Below are 13,337 nucleotides of genomic sequence, written 5' to 3'. Positions count from 1 at the left end.
GCGTGATACTTCCTCAATTAAACCAGGACGCCGGACTGGCGCAGGGCCTGACGCAGCGGTTCGTGACAGGCTTCGCTGAGCCAGGTAAGCGGCAGACGGATACCGTCTGGCATCAAACCCATTTCATGCAATGCCCACTTCACGGGGATAGGGTTGGATTCGATGAACAGGGTGTTGTTGAGCGGCATGAGTTTTTCGTGCATCGCCCGTGCAGCCTCGGCATCGCCACGCATGGCCGCTGCGCACAGATCGCTCATGGCGCGCGGTGCAACGTTGGCGGTGACGGAAATATTGCCCTTGCCGCCCAGCAGCATCAATTCGACCGCTGTGGCGTCGTCACCGGAGTACACCAGAAAATCGCTGCTGACGCTGGCCAGGATGTCCTTGGCGCGTTGCAGGTTGCCGGTGGCTTCCTTGATGCCGATGATGTTTTTCACCTTCGACAGGCGCGCAACGGTCTCCGGAAGCATGTCGCAGGCCGTACGTCCCGGCACGTTATAAAGGATTTGCGGGATGTCGACTGCATTGGCGATGTGGCTGAAGTGCTGGAACAGCCCTTCCTGGGTCGGCTTGTTGTAGTAAGGCGTCACCAGCAGGCACGCATCGGCACCAGCGTTTTTGGCATTGGTGGTCAGTTCGACGGCTTCACGCGTCGAATTGGCACCCGTACCGGCGATGACCGGGATACGACCTGCAACCTGGGTGACCACCCGGCGAATGACTTCGATGTGTTCGTTCACATCCAGCGTCGCCGATTCACCGGTGGTGCCTACGGCAACAATGGCGTTGGTGCCCTCTTGCAAGTGGAAGTCAACCAGTTTGCTCAGGCTGTCCCAGTCCAGACGACCTTGTGCATCCATTGGTGTGACCAGTGCCACCATACTGCCCGCAATCATGCAACCGCTCCTGCCGGAAAAAGAGAGCCGTAATGGTACTGGCGCTATCAGCCTTGTACAAGCGAAGTACCGCGCTCTGAGCATTCCCCTGAGCGATGGTTTTCGCTACCCTTCGTCCTTTGATCGGTACTGGTCACCTGCGCACCTCGCTCAATCGGTCGAATTTGTCGCCAGAAGCCCTGCCCCAGTGCACTCCAGCCCAGTCATGGTAAACCCATGCAAGCAAGACGCTCCGGGACCCGACAAGGTATCTTGCGCCACCGATTGTCGAAACAGCCCCGCAAGGCCGAAAAAGTACCGACCGCTCATCGTCTAGGAATGCTGCATGTCGTCCACCCCCACAGTTCGCGAACAATTCCTTGTCATCAGTGCCCTTGGCGCCAACCCCATGGAGCTGACCAACGTCCTGTGCCGCGCCAGCCATGAAAACCGCTGCTCGGTCGTCACCTCGCGTCTTACCCGCCACGGCGAGTGCAGTGCGCTGATTCTTCAGGTGTCGGGCAGCTGGGACGCTCTGGCGCGCCTTGAAACCGGCCTGTCGAGCCTTTCCAAGAAGCATGCATTCACGACCAGCGTCGTGCGCAGCGCTACGCTGGAGAACCGTCCGGAAGCTCTGCCGTACGTGGCTTACGTCAGCTCGGCGTACCGCCCGGACATCATCAATGAGCTGTGTCAGTTCTTCATTGACCATAACGTCGAGCTGGAGAACCTGATCTGTGACACGTATCAGGCTCCGCAAACCGGTGGCACCATGCTCAATGCCACCTTCACGGTGACACTGCCGGCAGGTACTCAGATCAGCTGGCTGCGCGATCAATTTCTCGATTTCGCCGATGCACTGAATCTGGACGCACTGATTGAACCCTGGCGCCCGCAAGCCCCAATGTAAGGAGTTCCCATGACCGTCACAGTAGATCAACCGGTTCCCGATTTTCAGGCACCCGCTACCAGCGGACAGACTGTCGAGCTGTCTGCGCTCAAGGGTCAGCAGGTGGTCATTTATTTTTATCCGAAAGACAACACGCCCGGCTGCACCACGCAGGGCCAGGACTTTCGAGACCATATTGCGCAGTTTCAGGCGGCCAACACGGTTGTGTTGGGCGTTTCCCGGGACAGCCTGAAGACCCATGAAAACTTCAAGGCCAAGCAGTCTTTCCCGTTCGAACTGATTTCGGACAAGGAAGAGGCACTTTGCCAACTGTTCGACGTCATCAAGCTCAAAAAGCTATACGGCAAGGAATACCTTGGCGTTGACCGCAGCACGTTTCTGATCGACAAGGAAGGCGTACTGCGTCAGGAATGGCGTGGCGTGAAGGTGCCTGGCCATGTGGCTGAAGTGTTGGCGCAGGCCGAAGCGCTGAACAAGGGTTGATGCGCAGGTGACCGCTGCGGCAGACTGGCTGTCGCAGCGGTCCGGCCTCGCCCGTTAAAGCAAAGGCGCTACCGTTGGCTCGTTGCGTGGCCAGGCGTCGAGTACAGCCTTGAACAGCGTTGCCAGCGGAATCGCAAAGAAGATCCCCCAGAACCCCCACAGACCGCCAAACAGCAGAACGGCGCAAATGATTGCCACCGGGTGCAGATTGACGGCTTCGGAAAACAGCAGCGGTACCAGAACGTTGCCATCCAGCGCCTGAATGATCCCGTGGGCGATCATCAGGTAGATGAACTGATCACCCCAGCCCCACTGAAACAGCCCGATCAACGCCACTGGCACCGTCACCACCACCGCGCCGACATAAGGCACGACCACCGATATGCCCACCAGCATTGCCAGCAGCGCGGCGTAGTTGAGCCCGAGCGCAGCGAATGCGATATAGGTCACGCCACCGCAGATAAAAATCTCGATGACCTTGCCGCGAATGTAATTGGCAATCTGGCGCTTCATCTCATTCGCCACCCGGTTGATCAACGCACGCTCACGAGGCAGATAGCCGCGCGCCCAACGGCCGATCATGTGCCGGTCCTTGAGGAAGAAGAACACCAGAATCGGCACCAGCACCAGATAGATCATCAGATTGACCAGCAACGGCAGGCTGGAGATCGAGAACGTCAGCGCCAACTGGCCGATCTTGCCCACTTCACCACGGGCGACTTCGATCGCCAGCAACACTTGCTCGTCGGAGACCAGGTGTGGATAGCGCTCGGGCAGCAACAGCAGTACCGATTGCCATTTGGCGAGCATGCCCGGTGCCTCGTTGAACAGCGTAATCAACTGATGCCAGAGCAGCGGCACCAGAACCAGCAGGAATAACAGCAACACGCCGATGAACAACATGAACACCAGACCGACTGCGGCCATTTCCGGCATGCGCATACGCTCAAGAACACTGACCAGCCCGTGCATCAGAAACGCCAGAACCAGCCCGGCGATGACCGGAGCCAGCATGCCGCCCAGGGTCAGGACGAGGGTGAACGCCAGAAACAACAAAACCGCCAGTACCACCGCCTCCTCGTCAGAGAAATAGCGTTGCACCCAATTGCGAAGCACATTGAACATCAAACATCCTTTTCGGAAAAAAACGGCGGCAGTGGTTCAAGCCTTGCGTAGCCAGTAACGATAAATGCCGGCATCGACCTCTTCATGTAGCAACTCATGCCCGGCAAGTCTGGCAAAAGTTCGAAAATCCCGCTGCGATCCGGCGTCGGTGGCGATTACTTTCAGTACCGCACCACTGGCCAGGCGGTTGAGCTCCATCTTGGCTTTCAGCAACGGCAGCGGACAGTTGAGACCGCTGGCATCCAGTTCGGCGTCACAGGCCTCGGGGCGCGTTACAGCGTCAGACATCGTTTCTCTCCAGGCGGACACATCGAATTACAAAGCAGGTCCGAAAAGGCATGGCGGACAAGGCGGCAAGGATACCTCACTCTGGTCAGCACGCCATTCGGCCAGCTACAGTACAGGTTCTTCTGACCAGAGCCTCGTGCATGAATTTTTTGCGTCCTACACTGCTCACCCTGGCTTGCCTGTTCGCGACACACGGCATAGCTGATGATTTGCCCTCGCTGGGTGATGCCAGCTCCTCGATTGTCTCCCCTGAACAGGAACACCGCCTGGGTCGCGCATGGCTGGGATTGCTGCGCGGCCAGGTGGCGCAACTGTCAGACCCGCAACTCAAGGACTACGTCGAGACCTCGGTATATCGCCTGGCCGAGACCAGCCAGGTTCAGGACCGACGCCTCGAATTTATATTGATCAACAGCCCGCAGCTCAACGCCTTTGCCGCGCCCGGCGGGATTATCGGTGTCAACGGCGGGCTGTTCCTCAATGCCCAGACCGAGGGCGAATACGCATCGGTGCTGGCCCACGAGCTCGCTCACTTGTCGCAGCGCCATTTCGCCAGAGGCATGGAGGCGCAGCAACGCATGCAGGTGCCGGTGATGGCGGCGATGCTGGCGGGCATTGTCATGGCAGCCGCAGGCGCGGGTGATGCCGGTATCGCGACCATCGCCGGCTCACAGGCTGCCGCGATCCAGGAGCAACGCCGCTTTTCGCGTCAGAACGAGCAGGAGGCCGACCGCATCGGCATTCTCAATCTGGAGAAGGCAGGTTATGACCCGCGCAACATGCCGACCATGTTCGAGCGCCTGATGCGTCAGTACCGGTTCGATGCCAGGCCACCCGAGTTTCTGCTGACTCACCCGGTCAGCGAATCGCGTATCGCCGACACACGCAACCGTGCCGAGCAAGCCAAGCCCGGTGGCAAGGAAGACAGCTTGCTGTATCAACTGATGCGCGCTCGCGTTGCGCTGATCTATGAAGAAACACCTGGCATCGCCGCCAAGCGTTTTCGTGCGCAGCTGGTCGAAAACCCGAACTCGGATTCGGCCCGCTATGGCCTGGCCATCGTACAGATCAAGGGCGGACAGTTGAACGAGGCCAGGGAAACCCTCAAGCCGCTACTCGAAAAAGCGCCGAACGACATCACCTACAACCTCACGCAGATCGACCTGGACATCACCAACAACCGACTGGCGGATGCCCAGCAGCGTGTCGATCGCATGCTGACACTGTACCCCGGCAACTATCCGCTCAATGACGTGCGTATCGACGTGCTGCTCAAGCAAAACCGCACGGCCGAGGCTGAAAAAAGCCTTGAAGCGCTACTCAAGACCCGCCCGGATGATCCGGACATCTGGTATGTCGTGGCAGAAACCCGTGGCTTGAATGGCAACACCATCGGCTTGCATCAGGCGCGTGCGGAATATTTCGCTCTGGTCGGCGATTTCCGTCAGGCGATTCAGCAACTGGACTTCGCCAAACGGCGTGCTGCCAATAACTTCCAGCTGGCGTCTCGCATCGATGCACGGCAAAAGGACCTGATCGAGCAAGAGCGAATGGTCAAGGACATGATGAACTGATCATCGGAATCGAAAAGCCCGGCGCTTGCGCCGGGCTTTTCTTCACATCCGTCAGGCGTTGCCTGCCTGACGCAGGCGCGCTGCCTGAGTGAAGTCCAGCATGCGTTGCAACGGGCGCACAGCGTTGGGGATCAGCGCCGGATCGACGAATATCTCGTTACTACCCTCGCGCAGGCACTGCAAGGTGCGCTCAAGCGTGTTCATTGCCATCCACGGACAATGTGCACAGCTTCGGCACGCAGCGCCGTTACCGGCCGTGGGTGCCTCAATGAAGACCTTGTCCGGGCACAACTGCTGCATCTTGTAAAAAATGCCCCGATCAGTGGCCACGATAAACGTCTTGTTGGGCAAGCGCTGCGCCGCGGCAATCATCTGACTGGTGGAGCCGACCACATCAGCCAGCTCTATCACCGCTTCCGGCGACTCGGGGTGAACCAGTATCGCTGCCTCGGGATACAAGGCTTTCATGTCTTCAAGCTGCTTGGATTTGAACTCTTCATGGACAATGCACGCACCGTCCCATAACAGCATGTCGGCACCGGTTTCGCGCTGGATATAGCGCCCGAGGTGCTTGTCTGGCGCCCAGATGATTTTCTCTCCGTTATCCATCAGGCTTTCGACGATTTCCAGCGCACAGCCAGAAGTCACTACCCAGTCAGCACGGGCTTTGACGGCTGCCGAAGTGTTGGCATACACCACGACGGTACGCTCCGGGTGTTGGTCGCAGAACGCGGAAAACTCATCGACCGGGCACCCTATGTCCAGCGAACAGGTGGCTTCCAGCGTCGGCATGAACACGCGTTTTTCCGGGTTGAGAATCTTCGCGGTTTCGCCCATGAAACGTACACCCGCTACCAGCACAGTGCTGGCCGCGTGGTTATTGCTGAAACGCGCCATTTCCAGAGAGTCGGCCACACAACCGCCGGTTTCCTCGGCCAGGGCCTGAATGACCGGGTCGCAATAATAGTGAGCGACCAGCACGGCGTCCTGCTTTTTAAGCTCGGCAGCAATCTCGGCACGGTAGCGCGCCTGTTCTTCAGGGTTCAATGTCCTGGGCTGCTTCGCATCGAGATGAGCCTGCACCAGAAAGCGTTCGGAAATCTGTGTCATGTTCACGGGACCTGAAGGCGCTAGAGCGCGAAAGGCGAGTTTACACCCGAAATACAGGCAATAAAAAAGCCGGAACCCCTGATCGACGAAGGTCACTCCAGCGTTGCGCATACATCGCCCGACAAAGGCCGCGCTGTGTGCAGTCAAGCAGGTGACCGATGTTCAGCAACTATCGGCCCGGCGCCTGAAGGCGCGCCGATTCTAACGGCAAAAACCTGATTTGCCAGAAGTTTCTGGCCTCACCTGTGGCAATGAGAACGGTTCTTCAAGCCCATCGGACAAGCACTTATTCCGTAACATGAAAAAGATATAATATGTAATGATTTTCTAATTGACACATTCTTAAATTATCTTGGCTGACTCAATTTGAACATCCAATTTGACAGGTCTCACAAATGCCAGCCCCCCTGCACTTCGCCCGAAAAACTTTTCGGCAGACCTTCTGGATAGCCACTTGCGCGAGCATTTCGATCACCTCTGTCATGCCCGCACAGGCGGCCAGTGACGCCGCCGTGGTAACGCCCTGGGGCACCATCAACGAGCCACCCAGCCCGCCAGTCTGCAAGCAGATTCAAGCAACACTCTCCCCCAAAGACGGCTCGCTGGACAGCATCGACGGTGCAGCGCTCGACTCCAGGCCTGATCAGGACAAGATCCAGAGCGCAATCAATGGATGCGCAGCCGGACAAGCGGTACAACTGATCAAGGGTGCGGGCGGTGCCTCGGCATTCCTCAGCGGCCCTCTGCAATTGAAATCCGGCGTGACACTCTGGATTGACGAGGGCGTTACGCTCTTCGCCTCACGCAACCCCAAGGACTACGACAACGGCAAAGGCACGTGTGGCGTGACTACGGTTGCCAATCAGGATGCCTGCAGCTCACTGATCTCCGCCAAAAACACCCACTCCAGCGGTGTTATCGGAAAAGGCGTCATCGATGGTCGCGGCGGAAGCGTGCTTACCGCCGGGGCAAACGCCAATCTGCGCAGTTGGTGGGACCTTGTTTACCAGAAGACCCTGTCCAACGTTTATCAGCAAAAGCCACGCCTCATACAAGTCAGCGGCGGAACGAACTTCGTCATCCAAGGGCTGACGCTGCAAAACGCGCCAGACTTCAACATCGTGACTGATGGCGTGACGGGGGTGACTGTGTGGGGGATCAGGATTCTGACCCCCAGTCGGGTCTACAGCGTAGAGGGCTACCATTGCCCGGCCGGTTCGACTCCCGACCAGAAGACCCCGGGCACCTGCTTTACTCCGGAAACCGTAAAGAACACGGACGGCTTCGACCCAGGCCAATCGAACAAGGTACTCCTAGCCTACTCCTATATCAGCACCGGCGATGACAACGTTGGCATAAAGTCCAGCAGAACCACTGGCAGTCGAGACCTGATGTTCGCACACAATCATTTCTACTACGGGCACGGCCTTTCCATCGGCAGTGAGACCAGTGGAGGCGTGCACAATGTCAACGTTGTGGATTTGGCAGCGGATGGCGCAGACAGCCAGGACGGCATTGGACTGAGAATAAAGTCGAACGCCAAAAGCGGTGGAACGGTAGAAGGTATTCGTTACGAAAACGTGTGCATGCGCAACGTCAAATTCCCGATGGTGTTCGACACCACCTACGGCAGCGGCAGTGGAACCTCGTACCCCGACTTCAGCGGCATTACCGTGAAGGGGTTTCATTATCTGGGTAGCCCACGATTCGGTGGTGGCAAGACGACCTTTGTCGGCTACAGCGACAACGGCCAGAAACGGGCGATTTCCATTACGCTGGATAACGTTGTTTTCGATGGAGCCCAGCCCAGCTTCACCGGGCTTACCGCGACCCACTTCACTTTGGGACCGGGGCCGGTGAGTTTCGCCAATAAGCTGGTGCCTTCGATAAAGGATGACGTCACGGTGTCCGGCAGTCCTGGAGACGGCACGCCGGTCGATTGCACGGCAGCGTTTGTGCCGATGAAATCCGTGGTGCCTGGGGCTCCGTTTTAACGGATATTATTTTCAGCAGAGGCTGCGGGGGAATTGAAGCCCTCCGCAGACGGCTGCTCGTCTGGGGGCGTATCTCACTCGAAAGGTGACGCCTGCCCTCAGCTTCGAACGATTCGTCGCTTGCTCTACAGATCGCAGCCCCAACCAAACGCAGAAAGCCCAAAGCAGCAATCCACGCACCACAATCCGCAAAGCAAAAAAAATCCGGAAATCCTCATTTTCATGGGCCTTCCAGATTTTTGAAATGGTGGGTCGTGTGGGATTCGAACCTACGACCAATTGGTTAAAAGACAATTGGTTCTGCTGCACCTTGAGCACGAGTACGCTGGACCCGGTTTTGAAAGACCACGCAGCCTCTAATGTCCCCATTAGAGGCTTTATACCATGTTCATTACTTCGCTTTTGTCCACCAAAGGTGGTGTCGGTAAAACCACCCTGGCTGCCAACCTGGGCGGCTTCTGCGCCGATGCCGGCCTCAAGGTCCTGCTCATAGACATGGACCCTGTACAGCCTTCACTGTCCTCCTATTACCCAATGGCACAGGAAGTCAGCGGCGGCATATTCGACCTCATCGCACATAACCTGACTGATCCAGAGCGAATCATATCGAGGACAAGCATCCCGAACCTGTCCTTGATCTTGTCGAACGACCCGAACAATCAGTTGATTAGCCTCCTGCTTCAGGCTGCGGATGGTCGTCTGCGATTGGCTTCTCTGCTGAAAGCTTTCGAGGGTCAATTCGACCTGATTCTCATTGACACCCAGGGCGCGCGAAGTGTCATGTTGGAGATGGTGGTTTTAGCGTCAGATCTTGCTGTATCCCCGTTGCCACCGAACATGCTCAGCGCCCGCGAGTTTAACCGTGGGACGTTGCAAATGCTTGACGGACTGCGTCCTTACTCGAGGCTTGGCCTGCACGTCCCTCAAATCAAGGTTGTAGTCAACTGCCTCGACCAGACCGTTGACGCTCGCCAGATCCATGACGCAATCAGAGTGACCTTCGCTGATAGCCAAGAGATCGAGGTACTTCAAAGCACCGTCCCTGCTTCTGTAGTTTTCCGGCAGGCATCGACGTCGGGTATGTCTGCGCACCGGATCGAATACAAACAACCGTCCAACCGTCGAGCTCCGAGTGCGCTTCAGATCATCCGTGAACTGGCGGTAGAGGCTTTCCCACAATGGAAAGACCTCTTTGAAGCCATGACAGAGCCGGCTGTAGCGAAAATCGTCAAAGAGGATCGCTGAAATGGGGACGCCACATCTCACCGACGCATCCGGCATTACTCAGGAATTGATGCGCAAGCTCAACGAGCAGTACAACTCATCACTATTGCGCGCAGCTCAGACCAAGCTTACGAGCACGTCACGTGAGCTGCGTAATTTAGGCGCTGGCCATAAAATGGGTGGAGGCCTGATTAGCCGACTCGGTGATTACTTGAGTATGGAACAGCGTGAACTGCTCACACAGGCCGCGCAGCTTCTTGAATCAGTGAACTCTCATGTCGAGCATGCCAAAGAAAAACGTGTCCGCGAGGAGAAAGCGGCCAAACGTCGGCAGGATGCGCGGAACGCAAGAGCGAAACAACTGATTGCTGCTGCATATCCTCTGCCCATTGAAAGCTTGGACCAGAAACTTGATCTTCTCAAAACAGTGCTGTTATTCAATCGTATTGGCGCATACGACAGCTTCTACACCACAGTCGAGCTCAATAGCAGAGTCAGACGCGATCTACTGACGCCGTTTAGCAAACTGATAGGTTGGACCAGCCTGACCGCTTATCGAGTCAGTTGCCTAGCCTCACTTCGTCCCCAGCTCATTGAGGCCCTGACTAATGACATCTCTTACGACGATGGATCTGAGGTCGAGGATCGGCTAGCCGCTCTGCAGTCGAAAGTCCGTGAGGAGCACGCTAAAGCCGAGCTCACAGCTGAAGAGCAAGAAACGCTCAGACTTTGGAAAGAGGCTCTGGCATATGAGGTGCAGCCATGAGTATCGATCGCCAACGGATAATCGACAAAGTCATCAAATGCTTCGCATTGGCCCGGTCTGCGGGAGCATCTCCTAATGAGGCTGAGACAGCTCTGCGGCAAGGCCGCAAGCTCATGGAGCAGTACCAGCTCGAAGAGCTTGAGGTGGAGGCTCATCTTGCCTGCGAGGCCTCAGTCTCGGCCGGTACGAAGCGAGCGCCCGCCAGTTGGCTGCATAGCCTGGCAAACACATGCGCGAGCGCTTTCGACTGCGATTGCATTGCGTACCAAGCTCGGCCTGGAGGCTGGCACTTCAAGTTCATCGGCTTGGGTGTATCGCCGGATCTGGCCAGCTATGCCTATTCAGCGCTTCATCTGCAACTGGTGACGGCACGGCGTCAGCATGTGTCGCTACTCAAGCGCTGCAATCCAACGACTAAAAGACGACGTGGCCGGATTTTTGCCGAAGCCTGGATCGATGCAGTCGCTCACAACGTTTACAAATTCGCCGGTCGCCAGGACGAACAAACCCAACAAGCGATCAGTGCCTACATCGGGTTGCATCACCCGACCCTGATCGAAAAAGAAATCGAGCCAACCTCTGTAAAAGGCCACGACCTCAAATCCCAGCATCAGGGATGGAGGCAAGGATCGACAGCCGCGCTGCACAGAGGCGTCGATCAGCACTCCCCGTCCCAGACAAGAATCGGGAGGGCATGATGGATATTTCTCACATGTCCCCTCCTCACTCTGTCGAAGCAGAACAAGCCGTGCTGGGCGGGCTGATGCTTGATAACGAGTCTTGGGATCTGATCGCAGATCGTATCAAAGCTGATGACTTTTTCCGAGCCGAGCACCGTCTGATATTCAAGAGCATTGCTGGGCTGGCTGAATCGAACAAGCCATTTGACGTGGTCACGGTTTCCGACTCCATTGCGGCAATAGAAGCGGCTGGGGGCTTGGCTTACCTCAGTGAACTCGCCAAAAACACCCCTTCTGTAGCCAACATCAAGGCGTATGCCGACACAGTGAGCAACCGAGCTCATCTGCGTCGACTCATTTCGCACGGTTATGGATGCGCGCGGGAAGCTTCGGATCCTCAAGCGAATGCGTCTGAGGTACAGGACGTCATCGAGCAACAGCTTTTTGCCTTGGGGCAAGGACGGCAGACTTCCGACTTTGTCGACGTAAACCGAATGCTTTTACGGGTAGTCGACAAGATCGACCTTCGATTCAACGCGGGCGAGTCGGTTGTTGGTTTACCCACTGGGCTTGCCGACCTGGACGAGTTGACGGGAGGTTTACAGCCAGCGGATCTGGTGATCCTTGCAGCTAGGCCCTCCATGGGTAAAACCAGCCTAGCCCTCAATTTGGTCGACGCTGCGCTTCAAAAAGATCCCGAGTCCACCGTTCAGATCTACAGCCTGGAGATGCCGGCCGAGGCGATTATTTACAGGCTCATCTCGATCCTGGGGCACCTGAATCTGGAGAAGTTGATCCGTGGGCAGTTGGAGGATGAGGACTGGCCTAAGCTCTCGATGGCAGTGGCAAAGATCAACTCGTATGGCGATCGTCTTGTAATTGATGACCAAGCGGACCTGACGCCTTCATCAATCCGTGCAAGGGCGCGCAGAGGCGCGCGCCGCTTTGGAAAGCCAGTTCTGATATTGATCGATTATCTGCAAATGATGAAATGCCCAGGCAAAGAAAATAGGGCCAATGAAATCAGTGAGATATCTCGGTCACTCAAGGCTTTGGCCAAAGAGTTCGACTGCCCTGTCGTGGCGCTATCTCAACTCAATCGAGAACTGGAGCGGCGTCCGAACAAGCGGCCTATCAACGCAGACCTTCGTGACTCTGGGGCCCTAGAGCAAGACGCTGACCTGATTCTGTTCGTATATCGGGACGAGGTTTACAACCCCGACAGCGAGCAAAAAGGGATCGCCGAGCTCATTCTCAGCAAGCATCGAAACGGCGCGCTCGGCACCGTCCGAACGGCCTTCATCCCCCAACACACTCGTTTTGAAAACCTCTCGGCCAGTACCTGGCAAGGAGCTAGGGCATGACTTCCTTCATTGAACTGACAAAAGAGTCTCTTGCCCCTTATCTGCACGAAGCAATAAGTCAATGCCTGACAGAAAAGCCTCATCCGTCCGCCTGGCTGGTTGGTGACATCGTGCTGATAGATGCAGCCGCCCTGAGCGCGCTTATCAGCATTGCATTGAACCATCTACCACGTCGGCAAATTCCAAGCGATTTGGCTGACCTTCTGGTGCGACTCGAATTGGTATCCCGCCCGCAACGCTACGTTCTGAGGTATGACTCGAAATTCGGCGGTCGAGCGCGTTGGCGTCCATTGTTGCAGCTCGCCAAAGGCAAGCTGCCTGACAACGCTCTTCTGGATGCATTTCCCTGGTTTGACCATGAGGTTGAAGATCACCCCTTCATGGCACTGGGTATCCCCGCGGATACACACGCCACACGTCCTCAGGCGAATCGTTGGCGTCTAGCTCTGTTGCTTCCCGATCCCTCCACGCTTGCTTCGCACCATAAGCCATCTCCAGTCCTGCCAGTTCCTCATGCAGTGATAGCCACTTATCGCGAGGAGTCATTTGTCGGACCTGATCAGGAAACCAGGAGTGCCGAAGAATGAGTGCATATTCAATCGCCTCCAAGCCAGACAAATCCCATTTTCTTGCGGTAGCCAGTGAATCACCCAACGCAGAAAGACAGAAGGTCTGTTCGTACCACTGTCGCTTTGCAAACGGGTTGATCCCAAGCAGCGCCTGCGAGGACTTCCAAATTTCTTCTGCAAGCGCATCGTACGAAAGCACTTCTCTAGGTTTCATGCCGGACCTCCGGTGGTTTGGGTTTGTCTTTGGAAACCAAACTCTACCACTGGCTGCGTCCGGCACCCTTTTGCGCAATGCATCACCCACTTCCCTCGCCCCGGAGAATCGCTATGAATCCGCGTGCTAACGCCCTTCCGGTTACAGATGAATGCCGCAAC

At 56.6% G+C, this 13,337-nt stretch carries 13 protein-coding genes; 9 read left to right on the top strand and 4 right to left on the bottom strand.

Annotation, left to right across the window (positions count from 1 at the left end; genetic code table 11):
• Positions 1-17: 17 nt before the first annotated feature.
• The gene (dapA, locus tag ALO80_RS18300) at positions 18-896 is read right to left on the bottom strand and encodes a 4-hydroxy-tetrahydrodipicolinate synthase (RefSeq protein ID WP_055005563.1); all 879 of its coding nucleotides are present in this window, start codon (positions 894-896) and stop codon (positions 18-20) included.
• Positions 897-1,221: 325 nt separating this feature from the next.
• Here dapA and ALO80_RS18295 point away from each other — a divergent pair, with 325 nt between their 5' ends.
• Both ALO80_RS18295 and ALO80_RS18290 read left to right on the top strand, forming a co-directional pair.
• Positions 1,222-1,785, top strand: a complete 564-nt coding sequence (locus tag ALO80_RS18295; RefSeq protein WP_003317383.1) for a glycine cleavage system protein R — start codon at positions 1,222-1,224, stop codon at positions 1,783-1,785.
• A gap of 9 nt (positions 1,786-1,794) precedes the next feature.
• Complete coding sequence (locus ALO80_RS18290) at positions 1,795-2,268, top strand: peroxiredoxin (RefSeq protein ID WP_054985003.1); 474 nt, start codon at positions 1,795-1,797, stop codon at positions 2,266-2,268.
• A 54-nt stretch (positions 2,269-2,322) separates the two neighbouring features.
• Here ALO80_RS18290 and ALO80_RS18285 read toward each other — a convergent pair whose 3' ends face one another.
• Positions 2,323-3,393, bottom strand: coding sequence for an AI-2E family transporter (locus tag ALO80_RS18285; protein ID WP_055010024.1), 1,071 nt, complete (start codon positions 3,391-3,393; stop codon positions 2,323-2,325).
• Positions 3,394-3,429: 36 nt separating this feature from the next.
• Positions 3,430-3,681 (bottom strand): sulfurtransferase TusA family protein, encoded by a 252-nt coding sequence (locus tag ALO80_RS18280; protein ID WP_054985005.1) that lies wholly within the window; start codon positions 3,679-3,681, stop codon positions 3,430-3,432.
• Between the two features lie 140 nt (positions 3,682-3,821).
• Between ALO80_RS18280 and ALO80_RS18275 the strand changes: the two genes are divergently transcribed.
• Entirely contained in the window at positions 3,822-5,255 is a 1,434-nt protein-coding gene (locus tag ALO80_RS18275) for a M48 family metalloprotease (protein WP_055010023.1), read from the top strand.
• A gap of 51 nt (positions 5,256-5,306) precedes the next feature.
• Here the strand turns inward: ALO80_RS18275 and nadA are convergent, their stop codons facing one another.
• Entirely contained in the window at positions 5,307-6,365 is a 1,059-nt protein-coding gene (gene nadA / locus ALO80_RS18270; protein WP_055010022.1) for a quinolinate synthase NadA, read from the bottom strand.
• 395 nt (positions 6,366-6,760) lie between these two features.
• On the opposite strand from nadA, the gene ALO80_RS18265 reads away from it, so the two are divergent.
• The 6 genes from ALO80_RS18265 to ALO80_RS31320 all read left to right on the top strand — a co-directional run bounded on the left by ALO80_RS18265 (position 6,761) and on the right by ALO80_RS31320 (position 12,980).
• The gene (locus tag ALO80_RS18265) at positions 6,761-8,359 is read left to right on the top strand and encodes a glycoside hydrolase family 28 protein (RefSeq protein ID WP_055010021.1); all 1,599 of its coding nucleotides are present in this window, start codon (positions 6,761-6,763) and stop codon (positions 8,357-8,359) included.
• Between the two features lie 384 nt (positions 8,360-8,743).
• Positions 8,744-9,604 carry a ParA family protein gene (locus ALO80_RS18260; RefSeq protein WP_055010020.1) on the top strand — a complete coding sequence of 287 codons (861 nt, stop codon included), beginning with the start codon at positions 8,744-8,746 and terminating at the stop codon, positions 9,602-9,604.
• Between the two features lies 1 nt (position 9,605).
• Positions 9,606-10,349 carry a hypothetical protein gene (locus ALO80_RS18255; protein WP_055010019.1) on the top strand — a complete coding sequence of 248 codons (744 nt, stop codon included), beginning with the start codon at positions 9,606-9,608 and terminating at the stop codon, positions 10,347-10,349.
• On the top strand, positions 10,346-11,047 hold the full coding sequence (locus ALO80_RS18250) for a DUF2786 domain-containing protein (RefSeq protein ID WP_055010018.1): 702 nt from the start codon (positions 10,346-10,348) through the stop codon (positions 11,045-11,047). Before ALO80_RS18255 ends, ALO80_RS18250 begins: the two co-directional genes overlap by 4 nt.
• A complete protein-coding gene (dnaB, locus tag ALO80_RS18245; RefSeq protein ID WP_055010038.1) occupies positions 11,047-12,393 on the top strand; it encodes a replicative DNA helicase in 1,347 nt (448 codons plus the stop codon). Before ALO80_RS18250 ends, dnaB begins: the two co-directional genes overlap by 1 nt.
• Positions 12,390-12,980, top strand: coding sequence for a hypothetical protein (locus tag ALO80_RS31320; protein WP_055010017.1), 591 nt, complete (start codon positions 12,390-12,392; stop codon positions 12,978-12,980). Before dnaB ends, ALO80_RS31320 begins: the two co-directional genes overlap by 4 nt.
• Positions 12,981-13,337 lie beyond the last annotated feature (357 nt).

This window comes from Pseudomonas caricapapayae, from assembly GCF_001400735.1.
Lineage (GTDB): Bacteria > Pseudomonadota > Gammaproteobacteria > Pseudomonadales > Pseudomonadaceae > Aquipseudomonas > Aquipseudomonas caricapapayae.
This window is presented reverse-complemented; position numbering and strand designations above follow the sequence as displayed.